This window comes from Stenotrophomonas sp. yr243 (assembly GCF_900184195.1).
Lineage (GTDB): Bacteria > Pseudomonadota > Gammaproteobacteria > Xanthomonadales > Xanthomonadaceae > Stenotrophomonas > Stenotrophomonas lactitubi.
In genome coordinates this window covers 471,029-488,983 of the sequence record NZ_FXWT01000004.1, presented here as the reverse complement: position 1 = coordinate 488,983, position 17,955 = coordinate 471,029, and the positions used below count along the sequence as shown (strand labels likewise).

Here is a 17,955-nt window from a genome sequence, read left to right as displayed (position 1 = left end):
GCCTTAAAATGTCGTCCAATGGCCAGCAGCTTATCGCAAGCAACTGAACAATGACCCTGTGGGTGCTCGGACTGAATCACCAGACCGCACCGGTGGAACTGCGCGAACGCGCAGCCTTCGCCGGTGACGCGTTGCCGCGCGCGCTCGGTTCGCTGCGCGATACCCCGCAGATCGCCGAGGCGGTGCTGCTGTCCACCTGCAACCGCACCGAGCTGTATGCCGTGGCCGAATCCGCGCAGGCACTGGACCAGTGGCTGCACGCCCAGGCCGGCGACCTGCAGGGCTATCTGTACCAGCACGCCGATGCCGATGCCGTGCGCCACCTGTTCCGGGTGGCGACGGGACTGGATTCGATGGTGCTGGGCGAGCCGCAGATCCTCGGCCAGGTGAAGGATGCCTGGTCGACCGCGCGCGACCACGGCCTGCTCGGCCAGCGCCTGGACCGGCTGTTCCAGCAGACGTTCTCGGTGGCCAAGCGCGCGCGTACCGATACCCAGGTCGGCGCCAACCCGGTGTCGGTGGCCTCGGCAGCGGTGCGCCTGGCGCAGAACGCATTTGCCCGCCTCGATGATTCCACCGTGCTGCTGGTCGGCGCCGGCGAGACCATCGAACTGGCCGCGCGCCACCTCAGCGAAGGCAAGGTGCGGCGTCTGCTGATCGCCAACCGCACCCTCGCCCATGCGCAGGAACTGGCCAGCCGCCATGGCGGCGTGGCGCTGCCGCTGACCGAACTGGAGCGCCACCTGGCCGAGGCCGACGTGGTGTTCTCGGCCACCGCTGCCCGCGAACCGGTGATCCACCGTGCCGCGGTGGCCAACGCCCTGCGCGCACGCCGGCACAAGCCCATGCTGCTGTTCGACCTGGCCGTGCCGCGCGACATTGAAGCCGACGTTGCCAGTCTCAACGATGCGTTCCTGTACACCGTGGACGATCTCGAGCGCGCGGTGGAAGACAACCGCCGCAGCCGCCGCGAGGCCGCCGCTGAGGCCGAGACGATCATCGACCTGCAGGTCTCGCGCTTCGTGGAAACGCTGCAGGCCAGTGCCCACCAGGCACCGCTGCGGCAGCTGCGCGCCTTCGGCGAGGCCACCCGTGCCGAACTGCTGGAACGCGCGCGCCAGCAGCTGGCCAACGGCAAGCCGGCCGACGAAGTGCTGGAACTGCTTGCCCACGGATTGACCAACCGCCTGCTGCATCCGCCGACCGCCGCCCTGCGCGCGGCCGCGCTCAGCGGCGATGCCGACCTGACCCGCGCCGCCGAGCGCCTGTTCCCGGCGACGCCGGGTTACCGCCACCCACCTGTGAGAACCGATGACGCCGACCCTGCGCCGTAAGTTGGAAGCGCTGGCCGAGCGCCGCGAAGAACTGGAACGTCTGCTCGCCGAACCGGAGGTGGTCGCCAACAACGCGCGCTTCCGCGATCTGTCGCGCGAATTTTCCCAGCTCGAACCGATCGCCACCGCACTGGCCGATGAAGCACGCGCCAAGGCCGACCTGGCTGCGGCCGAAAGCATGCGTGCGGACCCGGACCTGCGCGAGCTGGCCGACGAGGAGATCGCCGCCGCGCAAGCCCGCCTGCAGGAACTGGAGCAGGAACTGGCGCTGCTGCTGGTGCCGCGCGACCCGCGCGATGAAGGCAACCTGTTCCTGGAAGTGCGCGCCGGCACCGGTGGTGACGAGGCGGCGATCTTCGCTGGCGACCTGTTCCGCATGTACGCCCGCTACGCCGAGCGACAGGGCTGGAAGGTCGAGATCGAATCGGACAATCCCGGCGAACATGGCGGCTACAAGGAAGTGGTGGCGCGCGTGGTCGGCCGTGGCGCGTTCTCGCGCCTGAAATTCGAATCTGGCACGCACCGCGTGCAGCGCGTGCCAGCCACCGAATCGCAGGGCCGCATCCACACCTCGGCGGCCACCGTGGCGATCATCCCGGAAGCCGACGAAGTCGATGAGATCGTCATCAACCCGGCTGACCTGAGAGTCGACACCTACCGTTCTTCCGGCGCCGGCGGCCAGCACGTCAACAAGACCGAATCGGCGATCCGCATTACCCACGTGCCCAGCGGCGTGGTGGTCGAATGCCAGACCGAGCGCAGCCAGCACGCCAACCGGGACAAGGCGATGAAACGCCTGAAGGCGCAGCTGCTCGATGCCGAGCGCCAGCGCCACGACGCGGCGCAGGCCGAATCTCGGCGCCTGCAGGTCGGCAGCGGCGACCGCAGCCAGCGCATCCGCACCTACAACTTCCCGCAGGGCCGGATCACCGACCACCGCGTGGAAGGGTTGACCCTGTACGACCTGCCCAACGTATTGGCCGGCGACCTGGACCCGTTGCTGCAGCGATTGAGCCACGAACACCAGGTCGACGCCCTGGCCCAGCTTTCGGCGGGCTGACCAGCATGTCGGCCTGGCAGCAGCGGCAGCAACTGCAGCAGGCGATCACGCGCCAGCCCGGCGACTTCGTCGCCTGGGTGATGCTGGCCGACCTGGAACTGGAAGCCGGCGACATTGCGGCCGGCGAGCAGGCCGCGCGACGCGCACTGCAGTTGCGTCCCAATCATCCTGAAGCACTTGCCCGGCTGGGCCGGGTAGCGTGGATGGCAGGAGCGCATGCCGATGCCGCCACGCTGCTGGGCCAGGCCTCCGCGCTGGCACCGGAGCACCCGGGCATCGCATTGTGGCTGGGGCACGCGCTGGAAGATGCCAATGATGCGGAAGGTGCATCGGCAGCCTATCGCCGCGCGCACGCACTGATGCCCGATGAGCCCTATATCGCCGCACAGCGCCTCGCCTGGCAGCGTCGCCTGTGCGATTGGCAGGACGTGGATGCGCTGGCGACCCAGGTTCGCGGCGCACTTGTGTCCGGCCAGGGCGTGGTCGAACCCTTCGCGTTCCTCAGCGAAGACGCCAGCGCGGCCGAACAGTTGGCCTGTGCGCGTGCGCGCGCGGCCGCCGTGGCGGGGTCGGTGAGGCCACTGCCCCCGGTGAAGCTGCGCGAACGAGGTCCACTTCGCGTGGGCTTCCTGTCCAACGGTTTCGGCGCTCATCCCACCGGATTGCTGACGGTCGCACTGCTGGAACACATGAGCCAGGACCCGGCCCTGCACCTGCATCTGTTCGCGCTCAACGCCGAGGATGGCAGCCGAATCCGCCAACGGCTGCAGACCGCTACCCGGTTGCATGACGTGGCGGGGTTGCGCCATGCCGATACGGCCGCGCGCATCCGTGCACAGGGCATCGACCTGCTGTTCGACCTGCGCGGTTGGGGTGGCGGCGGCACACCGGAAGTACTGGCGATGCGCCCTGCCCCGCTGCAGCTCAACTGGCTGGCCTACCCCGGCACCTCCGGCGCACCGTGGCTGGATGCCGTGATCGCTGACCACTTCACGCTGCCGCCCTCGCTGGAGGCGCACTACAGCGAACGAGTGCTGCGCCTGCCGCGCGCGTTCCAGCCCTCGGACAACACCCGCGTGCTGGAGCCGGCACCAGACCGCGCCGCATGCGGGCTACCCGCGCAGGGCACGGTGTTCTGCTGCTTCAACAACAGTTACAAGCTCAACCCGCGCAGCATGGGCCGCGCGTTCGCGGTGCTGCAGGCAGTACCCGGCAGCGTGCTGTGGCTGCTGTCCGGCCCCGGCCAAGCCGATGCGCGGCTGCGTGCCGCTGCGCAGGCTGCTGGACTGGATCCGGCGCGCCTGGTGTTCATGGCCAAGCTGCCGCATCCGCAGTATCTGGCCCGCTATCAGCTGGCCGACCTGTTCCTGGATACAAACCCGTACAACGCACACACCACCGCCTCGGATGCCCTGTGGGCCGGCTGTCCAGTACTGACCTGCCCCGGCACTACCTTCGCCGCGCGCGTGGCCGGCAGCCTCAACCATCAGCTGGGCCTGGAGCACATGAACGTCGCCGACGATGCGGCGTTCGTCGCCACCGCCAGCGCACTCGGCAACGATCCGGCCGCCTTGGCCGCAGTGCGCGCCGAACTGGCGCAGGCACGCGAGCGCAGCGGCCTGTTCGACATGGAGGCTTTCGCGCGCGAGCTGTCCGCACTGCTGCAGCAGCTGGCCCGCGAACAAGGCTGGCAGGGCCTCGACACGCCCTGACATCGCCCTGCGCTACGCTCGGGCTTCCTTCCCGCGTGGTATGACGATGGCCAAGCTCAAGCGCAAGGAATACGACGAACTGCTGCAGCCGCTGCAGCTGGAACTGGCTGCGATGGCGCGCTGGGTGCAGCACAGCGGACAACGCCTGCTGGTGCTGTTCGAAGGACGCGATACCGCCGGCAAGGGGGGCGCGATCCAGACCATCAGCGAGCACCTCAACCCACGCCAATGCAGGGTGGTGGCGCTGCCCAAACCCACCGACCGCGAAGCCACGCAGTGGTACTTCCAGCGCTACGCCTCGCATCTTCCGGCCGCCGGCGAGATCGTGCTGATGGACCGCAGCTGGTACAACCGTGCCGGCGTTGAACGGGTGATGGGCTACTGCAGCGAGACCGAGTACCAGCAGTTCCTGCGCCAGGCGCCGGTGTTCGAACAACTGCTGGTGGATGACGGCATCCTGCTGTTCAAGTACTGGTTGTGCGTGGACCAGGAGCAGCAGGAAAAGCGTTTTGCCGAACGCCATGTCGATCCACTGAAAGGCTGGAAGCTGTCGCCGGTGGATCTGAAGTCGCGCAGCAAGTACAGCGCATACACCGAGGCACGCGAGGCAATGCTGCGCGCTACCCATCGCGACGGTGCGCCGTGGACGCTGGTGGATTTCAACGACCAGCGCCTGGGTCGCCTGACCTTGGCCCGCAACCTGCTGGACCGGTTGCCGGACACGCGGGTGGATGCACCGCTGCCGGAGCTGCCGAAGCTGAAGGGCAAGCTGCATCGCGAGCACTACGATGTACTGAAACCGATCGAGAGTTTCCCGGTCGAGGACTGAGGTAGGTTCGGCAGGGCTGCGCCCTGCACCTGCCGAATCAAAGGCAACTGCCGAAGCAACAGCAAAAGCGGGTATTCCGGGGGATGGCGGGGCGGTGTCGGATTGCGGGGACGCCGTGAACCCGTCCATGGGGGCTTGGCCGCGGCATCCATGCCGCGGACACCCCGCAATCCGACACCGCCCCACCTTCGACAGATTTCCGGTGGCTGATGGATTCACGCCATGCGTGGATGAATCTCTTTCAGATATCGAAATCAATCTGGGGTCAGATCCGTTTTCCTACGGAAAACGGATCTGACCCCAAGAGCCATTCCGAGAGATCGCAGAAATCTGTCGAAGGCGGGGTGGGTCCGGTTGCGGGGGTGTAAGCGCCATGGATGGCGCGCCCAAGCCTCCATGGACGGATTCACGGCGTCCCCCGCAACCGGACCCACCCCGCCTACCCTCAGGAAACCAGCTTCTGCTTCGGCTGTTGCTGTTGCTTCGGCAGGTGCAGGGCGCAGCCCTGCCGACCCACCTATTACTTGGCAGCCGCGATCTGCTTTTCGATGTCGGCGGCGGTGACCGGGCCCAGGAAGCTGTGCGCCAGCTTGCCCTGCGGATCGATCAGGTGGGTCAACGGCAGGCCGCGCGGAGTGGCGAAGTCAGCCGGCGGATCGAACGGATCGACGATCACGATCGGGTAGGTCACCGGGTGCTTGGTCAGGAACGACTGCATCTCCGGCACCTCGATGTCCTCGTAGGCCAGGCCAACCACTTCGATGTTGCTGCGCATTGCATGCAACGCCGACAGCTCGGGCATTTCCTTGCGGCAAGGCGCGCACCAGGTCGCCCAGAAATTCACCACTACCCACTTGCCACGATGCGCGGCCAGGTCGTAATCACTGCCATCGACCGCCTTCATCTTCAGCGTCGGGAACTCGGCGGTGACGCGCTCGGCGGGCGTGTCCTCAACCGGCGCCGGGGCGGCCGGGGTCGGTGCCTGCGCGGGCGGCTGGCTGCTGGCCGGGGTCGGCTCCTGCGCGGGTTTGCAGGCGGCCAAAGCCAGCAGCGCAGCCAGCAGCAACGGGGTCTTGCAGGTCATGGGGCGTCTCCAGAATCAGGGTAGATGTCGCTGACGCGACGCTTGAGGCGTTCACGCAGCGGCAGGCGCAACTCATCCAGCGCGGCCAATGCGGCCCGGCCAAGGCTGTCATCGCGGTAAGGCAGGTGTTGTTCGGCCACCGGAATGCGCAGCTGCGTGCATTCGTACAGATCGCCCAGGCTGATCTGGTCCAGGTCACGGGCCAGCAGCCATTCGCCGCGCTCGTCACGGCGCAGCAGGCCGATGCCCTCCAGGTTGCAGGCGAGGTCCTGCAGCAGCGAGTCGGTCAGCATCGGTTCCAGCCGCAGGATCTCGTCGTCGGCCAGACCCCTGCCCTTGGCGCGTGCGTGCTGGAAGCGCCCGAGCAGGCGCAGCAGGCCATAGAACTCGTAGCCCTGCGGCAGGCGCAGCTCCACCGGCTGGTAGCGGAAGGCCGCCATCGACGATGCCAGCGACGCGCCCAGCAGCACGGCCACCCAGCACAGGTAGATCCACAGCAGCAGGATCGGCACGAAGGCCACCGTGCCATACAGCTTCTGGTAGGACTGGAAGCTGCCCAGGTAAGCACCGATACCCCACTTCACCAGCTCCAGGATCACCGCAGCGAGAATCGCGCCCGGAACCGCGTGGCGCCACTTCACGGTGTGGTGTGGCACTACCCGGAACATCAGGGTGATGCAGACGAATTCGATCAGGATCGGCGCCAGCCGCAACGCGAGATCGGCGAGCCAGCGCCCCTCCTGCGTGCCGAACAGCGGCATCGCGAACACCCGCGCCGACACGGCCAGTGAAGCGGCGGCAAGCATCGCGCCGAGGGTCAGTACCGTCCAGTAGACCAGGAAGCGGGTCAGCCGCGGCCGGCTGCTGCCGACGCGCCAGATCTGGTTGAAGGTCTCTTCAACACTGTTGAGGGTGATCAGCAGCGAGATGACCAGGGCGATGAAGCCGGCCGCAGTGAGCTGCCCCGCGCTGGCCGAGAACTGCCGCAGGTAGCCTTCGGCGGCGCGCGCGGCATTGGGCACGAAGTTGGAGAAGACGTAGTCGCTGAGCTGGTCGCTCCAGCGATCGAACACCGGGAAGGCCGAGAGCACGCCGAATACCACGATCGCCAACGGCACCAGCGCGAACACTGTGGTGTAGGCCAGCGCGGCGGCAGCCTGGAACAGGCGGTCGTCGAGGAAGCGGCGCCACAGGAAGCGGCCGAAGCTGGCGGCGCGTGCGCGATCCCGCGCGCGCTCCATCCACAAATTGAGCGTATCCAAAGGTTCCATCGGCGAAAGGGTACCCGATGCGGAATCGATGCAGGATAGCCATACTGGCGTCCACACGATGAGGAGAGCTGGGCGCGATGGGCGAAATCCTGGTGCTTTACTACAGCCGCGGCGGTTCGGTGGCACGGCTGGCGCGCCAGATCGCGCGGGGCATCGGCGAGGCTCCGGGCATGACTGCGCGGCTGCGCACGGTGCCGCCGGTGGCTGCCGTCACCCAGACCGCGCAGCCTCCGGTGCCGGACGATGGCGCGCCGTATGTGAGCGTGCAGGACCTGGTGGAGTGCCAGGGACTACTGCTGGGCAGCCCCACCCGTTTCGGCAACATGGCCGCGCCGGTCAAGCATTTCCTCGATGGGCTCGGCGCCGAATGGGTGAACGGCACGCTGGCGGGCAAGCCGGCCGGGGTGTTCACGTCCACCGCGTCGATGCATGGCGGCCAGGAGTCGACCCTGCTGTCGATGCAGGTGCCGCTGCTGCACCACGGCTGCCTGATCGTCGGCATTCCGTTCACCGAGCCGGCGCTGAGCCATACCACCAGTGGCGGCACGCCGTATGGCGCCAGCCACGTGGCCGGTGCCGCCGACGACCCGCAACCAACCGACGATGAGGCGGTGCTGGCACGCGCGCTGGGCCGGCGCGTGGCCGACATCGCGCAGCGGCTGGCACGATGAGCGCCGCGCCGCGCACCGTGCTGCTGCTGGCCTTGATGGGCTTGGCGGCGCTGTTTGCCGGCTGGTTCATCAACGACAGGCACTGGCTGGCCACCCAGCTGGTATTCACTGCGCCGCCGCTGTCGCTGGCCATCGCGCTGCGCCTGGGCTGGCGCAAGGTCGGGTTCTGGGCGGCGGTGCTGGCCCTGGGCTGGTTCAGCCACGGCGTGATGAGCGCCTGGAGCCATCCCGAGACCCGCTGGCTGGCGCTGATCGAGATCGCGCTGGCGCTGCTGGTGATCTTCTCGGCCAGCCTGCCCGGCCTGCGCGCCCGTTTCGGGCGGCGGCGCTGACGCTGCGCCCGGCGGGCCGTATCATCTGCGTTCCCGGCCCCGCGCCGCTGTACCTGCCTTGGTTTCGCGCATGCACATGATGGAAGAGCTCCTGGTCGTCACCACCGGTGGCACGATCGACAAGATCTATTTCGACGACAAGTCGGACTACCAGATCGGCGACCCGCAGATCGGCATGATCCTGCGCGAACTGGGGGTCACGTTCCGCTTCAACGTGATTCCGATCCTGCGCAAGGATTCGCTGCACATCAACGACGACGATCGTGAGCTGATCCGCGCGACGATCGCTGCGCAGCCCACCCGCCACGTGCTGGTAACCCATGGCACCGATTCGATGGTGCAGACCGGCAAGGTGCTGGCGACGATTCCCGATAAGACCATCGTGATGACCGGTGCGCTGAGCCCGGCGCGTTTCCGTGGTTCGGATGCGGAGTTCAACATCGGTTGTGCGATCGGTGCGGTGCAGTCGCTGCCGGCTGGGGTGTTCATCGCAATGAACGGCCGGATCTTCGATCCGCAGCATGTGCGCAAGAACGTGGCGGCGAACCGGTTCGAGTCGGTTTGAGGGACTTGTAGTGCCGAGCCCGTGCTCGGCAGCCCTCTGATAGCCGAGCGTGGGCTGGGCTCTACAAAAAAACACCCCGGCCGAAGCCGGGGCGTGCCCATGGAGAGGGGCTTGGGCTCAGTACTGGGCGTTGAGGGTCACGCCCGAGAAGGTGCTGTACGCCTTCACCCGCACGTGCCATACGCCGGCAGCGGGGCTGTTGACGGTGCAGGTCTCGTTGTTGCCGCTCAGGTACGGGCGGCAGGTGTAGACGGTGTCGGTCGGGGCACTGCCCTGGCGCAGATACAGGTCGGCGTCACCGCTGCCGCCGCTGATCGCCACGCGCAGCTGTGAGCTGCCAGCCGGGACGTTGACGGTGTAGCTGAGCGATGCGCCGCTGGCCGCGCCGAGGCCGGTGACCGGCACGTTGTTCTGCAGCACGGTGCCACCCGGGTTGGGCGTGGTGCCGTTGATCGCGGCTGTCACCGCGGCATCGGCGTCGATGATGCCGGCGCCGCAACCACCCGAGCACGCACCCGGCAGCGGACGCGCGGTGCTCTTGATGATGCTTTCCACCTGCGCCGGGCTGAGCGGGCTCGGTGCCACCGACTGCATCAGCGCAACCACGCCGGCCACGTGCGGCGCCGCCATCGAGGTGCCGTTGTAGGACGCATAGCTGGCGCTGCCCGGGGTGGTGGTGCCGCTGTTGAGGGTCGACAGGATGCCCTGGCCCGGTGCGGAGATGTCGATGCCGGTGCCGTAGTTGGAGAAGCTGGCACGTGCACCTGCCGAGGTGGTCGCGGCCACCGCGATCACATTCGGGCAGTTCGCCGGGACCGACGAGGACACGTTGGTGTTGCTGTTGCCGGCAGCGACCACCACGGTGGTGCCACGGCCGACCGCGCCGTTGATGGCGTTCTGGTAGGTGGTCGAGCAGCTGCCGCCGCCACCGAGCGAGAGGTTGATGACCTCGGCCGGATTGGCGTTGGCCGGCACACCGCTGACCGTGCCGCCGGAGGCCCAGACGATGGCATCGGCGATGTCGGAGGTATAGCCGCCGCACTTGCCGAGCACACGCACCGGCACGACCTTGGCATTGAATGCGGTACCGGCCACGCCATTGCTGTTGTTGGTCACCGCAGCGACCGTGCCGGCCACGTGGGTGCCATGCCAGCTGGAGTTCGAGCCCGGGTAACCGGCCTGACACTCGTTGTCGCCGTACCAGTCACCCTCGTCGTTGGGATTGCTGTCACGGCCACCACCATCGCGCGCCATCGCCGCGTCGCTGATGAAGTCATAGCCGGGCAGGATGTTGGCGTTGAGGTCGGCATGGTTGGTGATGCCGGTATCGATCACGGCCACGACCACGCCGGTGCCGGTGGCCTTGTCCCAGGCCGGGCGCACGTTGATCGACGCGTTGGACGTGCCGAAGCCCCACTGCTCGCTGAAGCGGGTGTCGTTCGGGGTCAGCGTCGCGCGCATGATCTGGTCGACTTCGACGTATTCCACATTCGGGTCGGCGGCGAGCTTGCGCATCAGCAGTTCGGCGTCTGCCTGGTCCAGCGCACGGTCGGTCCTGACCACGGTGGAGCCGACAGCGAGCTTGCGGACCTGCTGCAGGCCCAGCGCGCGGCCCTGGCTGCTGGCGATGCCGGCAGCGGCGGTCTTCAGCGAAGAGGCGAGTGCGGTGGTGTTGGCCACCGGCGCACTGCCGTCGCGGTACTTCACGATGAACCGCTGATGGGTCGGCGCGGACTGCAGGCCGCTGAGCTGGACATCACCGGCCAGCGCAGGCGTGGCCAGCAGCAGCGATGACAGAACGGACGCACCAAGGACCACCCACACACGACGCACACGCGGTTGCGTTACCTGGGACATCGGATTTCCCTTCTAATGGTAGGAATGCCGGAATCGGCAGAAGCACCGGCCTGAACCGTGGGCTGGCTTGCGATGGCGAGGTTCGGGTCCGGCGAGCCAGCGGATTCCCCTGACCATCCGCTGTGTTGATGACGCTAGTGGCTGAAACCGGACACCACAAGATTTTCAGCGTCTTTTCAGCAAGATGAAATGTTGGATCTGAGACTTTCCGGGTCGAGGGTTTGTGAAGGTGAAGGAACTTTCGCGTCACCTGCACAGACCTGACTGCGCAATGTCCTGTCTCATCATGTCTTTGCCGACATCGGCGTCGGTAGATTCGGGGTCAGATCCCTTTTCCGCAGGAACAGGGATCTGACCCCAGGCTCACAACGCAGAAAGCCCGTCACGAGGACGGGCTTTCCGGAGGAGCAGCCGAGCGTGGGCTCGGCTCTACAGTTCAATGCGGGCGATCAGCCCAGCTTGACCAGCCAACCGTGGCGGTCCGGCAGGCGGCCGTACTGGATGTCGGTCAGTTCCTTGCGCAGCGACATGGTCACTTCGCCGGCCGGCGCATTGATGTCGCCCACCGAGAAGCCTTCGCCCTTCAGCTGGCCGATCGGGGTGACCACTGCAGCGGTACCGCAGGCGAACACTTCGGCGATCTCGCCGGAGGTCACGCCCTGCTTCCACTCGTCAAAGGTGACCTTGCGCTCTTCGACCTTCATGCCACGATCGCGGGCCAGCTGCAGGATGCTCTCGCGGGTGATGCCCTCGAGGATGCTGCCGGACAGTTCCGGAGTGACCAGGGTACCGTCCTTGTAGACCAGGAACACGTTCATGCCGCCCAGTTCTTCCAGGTACTTGCCTTCGACCGGGTCCAGGAACAGCACCTGCGAGCAACCCTGTGCCTGCGCCTTCTGCTGCGGCAGCAGCGACGCGGCGTAGTTGCCACCGCACTTGGCCGCACCGGTGCCGCCCTTGGCCGCACGCGCGTACTCGGTGGACAGCCAGATCGACACCGGGGCGACGCCCTTGGCAAAGTACGGGCCGGCCGGGCTGGCGATCACGTAGTAACCGGCCTTGTGCGCGCCGCGCACGCCGAGGAAGGCTTCATCGCCGATCATGAACGGACGGAAATACAGGCTCGACTCATCGGCCGACGGCACCCAGGCGCTGTCGACGGCGATCATCTGCTTCAGCGATTCGACGAAGATCTCCACCGGCAGTTCCGGCAGCGCCAGGCGCTGCGCCGAACGCTGCAGGCGACGGCCGTTGGCATCGGGGCGGAAGGTCCAGATCGAACCATCGGCATGGCGGTAGGCCTTGATGCCCTCGAAAATCTCCTGACCGTAGTGCAGCACGGCCGCGGCCGGGTCCAGCTGCAGCGGACCATAGGCACGCACGTTGGCGTTGTGCCAGCCGGTGTCCTTGTCCCAGCGCACTTCCACCATGTGGTCGGTGAAGTGCAGGCCGAAGCCCGGCTTCTCCAGGATCTGGGCGCGCTCTTCAGCGCTGCGCGGGTGGTCCGAACGGGTGACGGCGAAGCTGGGAATGGACTGGGACACCGGAGATTTCCTGTTCTGGTTGCGGGTAATGCCGGGCCCGCGTCACTGCGGGCCGTGGGTCAAAGCATGCCGGTTTCGAGGCGCGCAGCCTCTGACATCATGTGCTGGTTCCACGGCGGATCGAAGACCAGCTCGACGTCGGCCTCGGCCACCGTCGGGATCATTTCAAGCTTGCTGCGCACGTCGTCGACCAGGATGTCGCCCATGCCGCACGCAGGCGCGGTCAGGGTCATCTTCACGTCGATCTCGCGCTGCCCTTCGTCCAGGTGCTTGATCTCGACCTCGTAGACCAGGCCCAGTTCGACGATGTTCACCGGAATTTCCGGGTCGAAACAGGTGCGCAGCTGCTGCCACACCAGTTGTTCGACCTGCTCGTCGCTGGCATCGTCGGGCAGCTCCAGCGGCGCCGGCGCCTCCTTGCCGATGGCATCGCCATCCTTGCCGGCGATGCGGAACAGATTACCCTCGACGAACACCGAATAACTGCCGCCCAGCGCCTGGGTGATGTACCCATAGCTGCCGGCGGGCAGGGTCACGGTGTCGCCCTGCGGGACCATCACGGCCTCGCAATCGCGTTCGAAGTGGACAGGTTCGCTGCTACGGGAATACATGGGGACCGATATGGGGCTGCGGCCGAAGCCACGCAAGACGGCATTCTAACGTAGGCGCCCGGCCCTCGCCGGTGCACTGCGGCAAACCACAGTATCCTGTGGGCGACCTTCAGGAGCTTCGATGTCCTCCAATGCCGCACGTGCCAGGACCGTTACCTGGCTCTGGCCCTTCATGTTGTTGCTGGCGCTGGCCACCGCCCCCCTCGCTTGGATGCTGATCGCCCTGTTCACCGGCCGTCCGGTCGGCTGGATGGCGGTACTGACCGCCCTGGAACTGGTGTTCATGCTGCGTCTGGGCACGCTTGGCCCCGGCAAGCTGCGCATCGCCCTGGTCGTGCTGGGCACGCTGCTGGTGGCCGCCATCGCGAACTGGGCCATCGCCAGTGCCTGGATGGGCGGCTCGATGGGCCTGAACCCGTGGGACGCCTCGCTGCGGATGGGCCCGCACCTGGCCTGGACGCTGATCACCCTGGCCAACGGCGTGGTCGAATGGCTGTGGCTGGCGGTGGCCGTTGTGATCGGAGCGTGGCTCGCGCGTTGATCGCGCCGGTGATGCCCTGGGACATCCACGCCATGCGTGGATGGGGTTGTAGCGCCGGGCCATGCCCGGCGAGCGCAGCGATCTGCACGAAAAGCCGCCGGGCATGGCCCGGCGCTACCGGTACGGCCTCAATGCCCGCCGTCGAGCGCCTTCAGTTCGCTGACCAGCGACGCCGCCGCCTCGGCACCATCGCCGTACAGCATGCGCGTGTTGTCGGCGTAGAACAGCGCATTCTCGATACCGGCAAAGCCGGTGCCCTTGCCGCGCTTGATCACCACCACGTTGCGTGCGTTGACCACGTCCAGCACCGGCATGCCGTAGATCGGGCTGGCCGGATCGGTGCGCGCCACCGGATTGACCACGTCGTTGGCGCCGATCACCAGCACCACGTCGGTGGTGGCGAATTCGGGATTGATGTCGTCCATGTCCGCGATCAGGTCGTAGGGCACACCCGCTTCGGCCAACAGCACGTTCATGTGCCCGGGCATGCGCCCGGCCACCGGGTGGATGGCGAACTTCACCTTCACCCCGCGCGTGATCAACCGCTGTGCCAGCTCCCAGATCTTGTGCTGGGCCTGGGCCACGGCCATGCCATAGCCGGGCACGATCACCACACGTTCGGCAAAGCCCATCATCGCGGCCACGTCGGCCGCTTCAATGGGCTTCTGTGAACCGGAAATCGCCTGCGCTTCACCCCCGGCGCCAGCGCCGAAATTGGAGAACAGCACGTTGCGGATCGGCCGGTTCATCGCCTTGGCCATCAACCGGGTCAGCAGGATGCCGGCTGCGCCGACCATCATGCCGGCAATGATCAATGCTTCGTTGCCCAGCACGTAGCCTTCGAAGGACACCGCCAGGCCGGTGAACGCGTTGTACAGCGAGATCACCACGGGCATGTCGGCGCCACCGATCGGCAGCGTCATCAACACGCCCAGCGCCAGCGCCAGCACGAAGAAGGCGACGATGGCCCAGGTGCTGAGCGTGCTGGCAGCGATGATGCCCAGCACCACTACGGCCAGCGCCACCAGCAGGTTCATCACCTGCTGGCCCGGCCAGGTCACGCGCTTGTCGAGGCGGCCATCGAGTTTGGCCCAAGCGATCACCGAGCCGGACAGCGACACCGCACCGATCGCCGCGCCGACCACCGCCAGCACCAGTACCGTGCCGGACGGCTGGCGCGCGGCCAGGTCGGCCAACGCCTGCGCGCTCCAGTGGGTGGTATCGCGGTTGGCCAGGAAGGCATAGCGCAGCAGTTCCACCGCACCGATGGCCGCCGCCGAGCCACCGCCCATGCCGTTGTACAGCGCGACCATCTGCGGCATGTCGGTGACCGCGACCTTGCCCGCCGACCACCAGGCCAGGCCGGCACCCAGCAGCAGTGCCACCAGGATCAGCGGCACGTTGTGCAGCTCGGGCAGGAAGAAGGTCGCCACCGTGGCCAGCAGCATGCCCAGCCCCGCCCAGCGGATACCGCTGCTGGCGGTCATCGGCGAGGCCATGCGCTGCAGGCCGAGCAGGAACAGGGTGGCGGCAACCAGGTAGCTGGCCTTGACCAGCCAATCGAGCAGTTCGACAGTGCTGATGTTCAAGCCTGTGGCTCCTTCGGTTCATCGTTGCCGGTCTTGCGCACGCTCGGCTTGAACATTTCCAGCATGCGCGCGGTGACCACATAGCCGCCGGCTGCGTTGCCGGCGCCGAGCACCACGGCAAGGAACCCCAGGATTTTCTCCAGCGGTGTCTGCGCGTGCCCCAGCACCACCATCGCGCCGATCAGCACGATGCCGTGGATGAAGTTGGAGCCCGACATCAACGGGGTATGCAGGATCACCGGGACCCGGGAAATGATCACGTGGCCGGCAATGGCGGCCAACATGAAGATGTACAGCGCCACGAACCCGTCACTCACCGGCAACGCTCCTGCTCTGTCTTCGTCGCCCCATCATAACCACGGGCTGAACCCCGCGCGCGTTCCGGTCAACCACAACCGCGCTCACGCGTTGTCGATGGTGACCCCTGCCGAGGAACCGTACCCTGTGCTGGTGAGCAGCCCTGTCCCCTCAACCACCGATGCCGACGCCGTTCCGGCCTCGCTGGAAGCGTTCCTGGCCAGCGTCGGGCCGCGCGCCTTCCGCTTCGCCGAGGCCGGCCTGCGCCAGCGTGATGACGCGCTGGATGCGGTGCAGGACGCGCTGCTGCGCATGCTGGACTACGCCGACAAGCCAGCCACCGAGTGGGCGCCGTTGTTCTGGAGCATCCTGCGCCGGCGGGTGATCGACCTGCAGCGCCGCCGTCGCTTCCGCCTGCCGTTCTGGCGCGACAACCAGGACGCCGACGGTGGCGAGATCGACTGGGCCGACCCCGGCCCGGACCCCGCGCAGGCGCACGAGCAGCGCCAGCAGTACCAGCAGCTGGTGCAGGCACTGCGCGAGCTGCCCGCCCGCCAGCGCGAAGCCTTCACCTTGCGCGTGCTGCAGGACCTGGACGGCGCCACCACCGCCCGCGCCATGGGCTGCAGCGAGGGCGCGGTAAAGACCCATCTGGCGCGCGCCCGACAGGCGCTGCAGAATCAACTGGAGATGCACCTGTGAACCGCCCCCTGCCTTCCGATGACGCCCTGCGCAGCCTGCACGCGCAGTCGTTGCAGGCGCTGTCGCCGGCCACGCTGGCACGCCTGCGTGGTGCGCGTCACAGCGCTGCCAGGGCGCACGCCGATCGCTGGCGCTGGTGGCTGGCCAGCGCCTGTTCGCTGGTGATCGCGCTGGGCATCGGTGTCCAGTTCGTCGGCCCGGACGAGCATCAGCGCGGTGCCACCGCGCCGGTCGTGGCGGCGGAAGAAGACAATGGCGTGCTGTACGACGAGAATCCCGATCTGTACCTGTGGCTGGGCGACAACGACCTGGCGATGGAGTGAACCATGTTGCGATACCCCTCCCTGCCCCTGCTGATCGCCCTGACCCTGCTGCCGGCTGCATCGGCTCTGGCGCAGGCCACCGCACCGGCGCCTGCCGGGCGGCCGGCCCCTGCGGCTGCCGTGCCGCTGCCGAACTGGGAACAGCTGAGCCCGGCCCAGCGCGAAGCGCTGCTGGCGCCGCTGCGTGACCGCTGGAACGGCGCCGATCCCGCGCAGCGCCAGCGCATGCTCTCGCACGGCCAGCGCTGGCAGTCGATGAGCCCGGAAGAACGCGACAAGGCCCGCCGCGGCCTGCGCCGCTTCGAACACATGAGCCCGGAGCAGCGTGAGCAGGCCCGGGCGCTGTTCGGCCAGATGCGTGACCTCAGCCCGGCACAGCGCGATGCCATGCGCGAGCGCTGGTCGCAGATGAGCGCGGACGAACGCAGGGAATGGGTGCGGGACAACCCGCCGCCGGCGAAACCGCGGTAACCCGCCATCCGCACGCTGGGCCCCTCATCCACGCATGGCGTGGATCTACCGGAGAGGCAACCGGCGTTGCCGGGTCAGGCCTGCCAGCGCGTTTTCGCCAGCAGTTCGTCTTCCCAGTCGAAGCCAAGCTGGCCTTCGCGCACGAACAGGGCGACGAAGTTCATCAGGTTGCGCGCATACATCTCGCTGGCCTGGGTCGCACCCAGGCTGGCCAGGCCCAGCGGGCCATCGATGGTCACGCCCTGGTGCTCGATGCATCCACCGGGCTGGGTCAGTTCGCAGTTGCCACCACTCTCGGCGGCCAGATCGACGATCACGCTGCCCGCTGTCATGCCTTCGACCATCGCAGCGGTGACGATCGTCGGTGCCCGGCGCCCCGGCACGGCGGCAGTGCAGACCACCACATCCACGCTGCGCAGATGATCGCCGAGACGACGCTGCTGTTCGGCGCGTTCCTCATCGGTCAGCGCCCGCGCGTACCCGCCCTCGCCCGCCGCGCTTACCCCGAGGTCGAGGAAGCGCGCACCGAGCGACTGGATCTGCTCGCGGGTTTCCGGGCGCACGTCGAAGCCCTCCACCTGCGCACCCAGGCGGCGCGAAGTAGCAATGGCCTGCAGGCCCGCGACACCGGCGCCGATCACCAGCACCTTGGCCGGACGCACGGTGCCGGCCGCCGTGGTCAGCATCGGGAAGAAACGCGGCGCGCGTTCGGCAGCGATCAACGCCGCCTTGTAGCCGGCCATGCCCGCCTGCGAACTGAGTACGTCCATCGCCTGCGCGCGCGTGGTGCGCGGCAGCTGCTGCAGCGGAAACAGGTGCAGGCGGTCATCCGAAGCCAATGCGGCCAACGCCGGGTCAGCCGCCGGGGTCAGCAGGCCCACCACACTGGCGCCGGGCTTGAGCTGGGCCAGCACCTCGGCCGCTGGCGCCTGCACGCACAGCAGGATGTCGATCTCGGCCCAACGGGCGGCATCGAAGGCGCGGGCACCTGCGTCGTCGTAGGCGGCATCGGTGAAACCGGCGGCCTGGCCCGCACCGGGCTGGTACCACACGGTGATGCCCAGCGCACCGAGCTTGCGCGCCGTCTCCGGCGTGAGCGCAACGCGTCGTTCGCCCGGCGCGGTCTCCTTGATCCCCAGCAACGCCACGGCCATGCAGATTC

19 protein-coding genes are annotated in these 17,955 nt (G+C 67.5%); 11 read left to right on the top strand and 8 right to left on the bottom strand.

Translation table 11 applies throughout. The annotated features are described in order from the left end of the window. Positions 1–50 precede the first annotated feature (50 nt). From hemA to ppk2, 4 genes are read left to right on the top strand one after another with little or no spacing between them, the layout of a single operon-like run. Entirely contained in the window at positions 51–1,334 is a 1,284-nt protein-coding gene (gene hemA, locus QOL57_RS19195; protein WP_089238957.1) for a glutamyl-tRNA reductase, read from the top strand. Then, entirely contained in the window at positions 1,312–2,394 is a 1,083-nt protein-coding gene (gene prfA, locus QOL57_RS19190) for a peptide chain release factor 1 (RefSeq protein ID WP_089238955.1), read from the top strand. The genes hemA and prfA overlap by 23 nt, the downstream gene beginning before the upstream one ends. 5 nt (positions 2,395–2,399) lie before the next feature. Then, entirely contained in the window at positions 2,400–4,106 is a 1,707-nt protein-coding gene (locus QOL57_RS19185; RefSeq protein ID WP_089238953.1) for a tetratricopeptide repeat protein, read from the top strand. 46 nt (positions 4,107–4,152) lie between these two features. Further along, entirely contained in the window at positions 4,153–4,935 is a 783-nt protein-coding gene (gene ppk2 / locus QOL57_RS19180; RefSeq protein WP_089241183.1) for a polyphosphate kinase 2, read from the top strand. Between the two features lie 520 nt (positions 4,936–5,455). On the opposite strand, the gene QOL57_RS19175 is transcribed toward ppk2, so the two are convergent. Together QOL57_RS19175 and QOL57_RS19170 are read right to left on the bottom strand one after the other, a co-directional pair. Next, positions 5,456–6,019, bottom strand: a complete 564-nt coding sequence (locus QOL57_RS19175) for a TlpA disulfide reductase family protein (RefSeq protein WP_089238951.1) — start codon at positions 6,017–6,019, stop codon at positions 5,456–5,458. Then, on the bottom strand, positions 6,016–7,290 hold the full coding sequence (locus QOL57_RS19170) for a YihY family inner membrane protein (protein WP_089238949.1): 1,275 nt from the start codon (positions 7,288–7,290) through the stop codon (positions 6,016–6,018). The genes QOL57_RS19175 and QOL57_RS19170 overlap by 4 nt, the downstream gene beginning before the upstream one ends. 77 nt (positions 7,291–7,367) lie before the next feature. Between QOL57_RS19170 and wrbA the strand changes: the two genes are divergently transcribed. From wrbA to QOL57_RS19155, 3 genes are all read left to right on the top strand, one after another. Next, positions 7,368–7,961, top strand: coding sequence for an NAD(P)H:quinone oxidoreductase (wrbA, locus tag QOL57_RS19165; RefSeq protein ID WP_089238947.1), 594 nt, complete (start codon positions 7,368–7,370; stop codon positions 7,959–7,961). Then, a complete protein-coding gene (locus QOL57_RS19160) occupies positions 7,958–8,293 on the top strand; it encodes a DUF2069 domain-containing protein (protein WP_089238945.1) in 336 nt (111 codons plus the stop codon). Before wrbA ends, QOL57_RS19160 begins: the two co-directional genes overlap by 4 nt. Positions 8,294–8,372: 79 nt before the next feature. After that, on the top strand, positions 8,373–8,858 hold the full coding sequence (locus tag QOL57_RS19155; RefSeq protein ID WP_033830416.1) for an asparaginase domain-containing protein: 486 nt from the start codon (positions 8,373–8,375) through the stop codon (positions 8,856–8,858). 117 nt (positions 8,859–8,975) lie between these two features. Here the strand turns inward: QOL57_RS19155 and QOL57_RS19150 are convergent, their stop codons facing one another. From QOL57_RS19150 to sufT, 3 genes are all read right to left on the bottom strand, one after another. Beyond that, a complete protein-coding gene (locus tag QOL57_RS19150) occupies positions 8,976–10,715 on the bottom strand; it encodes a S8 family peptidase (protein WP_089238943.1) in 1,740 nt (579 codons plus the stop codon). A gap of 449 nt (positions 10,716–11,164) precedes the next feature. Beyond that, the gene (locus QOL57_RS19145) at positions 11,165–12,259 is read right to left on the bottom strand and encodes a branched-chain amino acid aminotransferase (RefSeq protein ID WP_089238941.1); all 1,095 of its coding nucleotides are present in this window, start codon (positions 12,257–12,259) and stop codon (positions 11,165–11,167) included. 59 nt (positions 12,260–12,318) lie between these two features. Beyond that, positions 12,319–12,870 carry a putative Fe-S cluster assembly protein SufT gene (gene sufT / locus QOL57_RS19140; RefSeq protein WP_025877975.1) on the bottom strand — a complete coding sequence of 184 codons (552 nt, stop codon included), beginning with the start codon at positions 12,868–12,870 and terminating at the stop codon, positions 12,319–12,321. 121 nt (positions 12,871–12,991) lie between these two features. Between sufT and QOL57_RS19135 the strand changes: the two genes are divergently transcribed. After that, positions 12,992–13,411: a hypothetical protein gene (locus QOL57_RS19135; protein ID WP_089238939.1), complete on the top strand. Its 420-nt coding sequence runs from the start codon at positions 12,992–12,994 to the stop codon at positions 13,409–13,411. 128 nt (positions 13,412–13,539) lie between these two features. Here QOL57_RS19135 and QOL57_RS19130 read toward each other — a convergent pair whose 3' ends face one another. Together QOL57_RS19130 and QOL57_RS19125 are read right to left on the bottom strand one after the other, a co-directional pair. Then, on the bottom strand, positions 13,540–15,000 hold the full coding sequence (locus QOL57_RS19130) for an NAD(P)(+) transhydrogenase (Re/Si-specific) subunit beta (RefSeq protein WP_089238937.1): 1,461 nt from the start codon (positions 14,998–15,000) through the stop codon (positions 13,540–13,542). After that, a complete protein-coding gene (locus QOL57_RS19125) occupies positions 14,997–15,317 on the bottom strand; it encodes an NAD(P) transhydrogenase subunit alpha (protein WP_089238935.1) in 321 nt (106 codons plus the stop codon). Before QOL57_RS19125 ends, QOL57_RS19130 begins: the two co-directional genes overlap by 4 nt. 97 nt (positions 15,318–15,414) lie before the next feature. On the opposite strand from QOL57_RS19125, the gene QOL57_RS19120 reads away from it, so the two are divergent. From QOL57_RS19120 to QOL57_RS19110, 3 genes are read left to right on the top strand one after another with little or no spacing between them, the layout of a single operon-like run. After that, positions 15,415–15,999 carry an RNA polymerase sigma factor gene (locus QOL57_RS19120; RefSeq protein ID WP_089238933.1) on the top strand — a complete coding sequence of 195 codons (585 nt, stop codon included), beginning with the start codon at positions 15,415–15,417 and terminating at the stop codon, positions 15,997–15,999. Beyond that, positions 15,996–16,322 (top strand): hypothetical protein, encoded by a 327-nt coding sequence (locus QOL57_RS19115; RefSeq protein ID WP_089238931.1) that lies wholly within the window; start codon positions 15,996–15,998, stop codon positions 16,320–16,322. The genes QOL57_RS19120 and QOL57_RS19115 overlap by 4 nt, the downstream gene beginning before the upstream one ends. A gap of 3 nt (positions 16,323–16,325) precedes the next feature. Continuing rightward, a complete protein-coding gene (locus QOL57_RS19110) occupies positions 16,326–16,793 on the top strand; it encodes a DUF3106 domain-containing protein (protein WP_089238929.1) in 468 nt (155 codons plus the stop codon). Between the two features lie 74 nt (positions 16,794–16,867). On the opposite strand, the gene QOL57_RS19105 is transcribed toward QOL57_RS19110, so the two are convergent. Then, positions 16,868–17,947 (bottom strand): NAD(P) transhydrogenase subunit alpha, encoded by a 1,080-nt coding sequence (locus tag QOL57_RS19105; RefSeq protein WP_089238927.1) that lies wholly within the window; start codon positions 17,945–17,947, stop codon positions 16,868–16,870. Between the last annotated feature and the right edge of the window lie 8 nt (positions 17,948–17,955).

Bases quoted from the DNA above. Each gene is read 5' to 3' on its own strand.
- QOL57_RS19150 (WP_089238943.1), bottom strand. From the start codon at position 10,715: ATGTCCCAGGTAACGCAACCGCGTGTGCGTCGTGTGTGGGTGGTCCTT.
- QOL57_RS19110 (WP_089238929.1), top strand. From the start codon at position 16,326: ATGTTGCGATACCCCTCCCTGCCCCTGCTGATCGCCCTGACCCTGCTG.
- QOL57_RS19120 (WP_089238933.1), top strand. From the start codon at position 15,415: ATGGTGACCCCTGCCGAGGAACCGTACCCTGTGCTGGTGAGCAGCCCT.
- QOL57_RS19175 (WP_089238951.1), bottom strand. From the start codon at position 6,019: ATGACCTGCAAGACCCCGTTGCTGCTGGCTGCGCTGCTGGCTTTGGCC.
- ppk2 (WP_089241183.1), top strand. From the start codon at position 4,153: ATGGCCAAGCTCAAGCGCAAGGAATACGACGAACTGCTGCAGCCGCTG.
- QOL57_RS19160 (WP_089238945.1), top strand. From the start codon at position 7,958: ATGAGCGCCGCGCCGCGCACCGTGCTGCTGCTGGCCTTGATGGGCTTG.
- QOL57_RS19135 (WP_089238939.1), top strand. From the start codon at position 12,992: ATGTCCTCCAATGCCGCACGTGCCAGGACCGTTACCTGGCTCTGGCCC.
- QOL57_RS19185 (WP_089238953.1), top strand. From the start codon at position 2,400: ATGTCGGCCTGGCAGCAGCGGCAGCAACTGCAGCAGGCGATCACGCGC.
- QOL57_RS19105 (WP_089238927.1), bottom strand. From the start codon at position 17,947: ATGGCCGTGGCGTTGCTGGGGATCAAGGAGACCGCGCCGGGCGAACGA.
- sufT (WP_025877975.1), bottom strand. From the start codon at position 12,870: ATGTATTCCCGTAGCAGCGAACCTGTCCACTTCGAACGCGATTGCGAG.
- wrbA (WP_089238947.1), top strand. From the start codon at position 7,368: ATGGGCGAAATCCTGGTGCTTTACTACAGCCGCGGCGGTTCGGTGGCA.
- prfA (WP_089238955.1), top strand. From the start codon at position 1,312: ATGACGCCGACCCTGCGCCGTAAGTTGGAAGCGCTGGCCGAGCGCCGC.
- QOL57_RS19155 (WP_033830416.1), top strand. From the start codon at position 8,373: ATGGAAGAGCTCCTGGTCGTCACCACCGGTGGCACGATCGACAAGATC.
- hemA (WP_089238957.1), top strand. From the start codon at position 51: ATGACCCTGTGGGTGCTCGGACTGAATCACCAGACCGCACCGGTGGAA.
- QOL57_RS19170 (WP_089238949.1), bottom strand. From the start codon at position 7,290: ATGGAACCTTTGGATACGCTCAATTTGTGGATGGAGCGCGCGCGGGAT.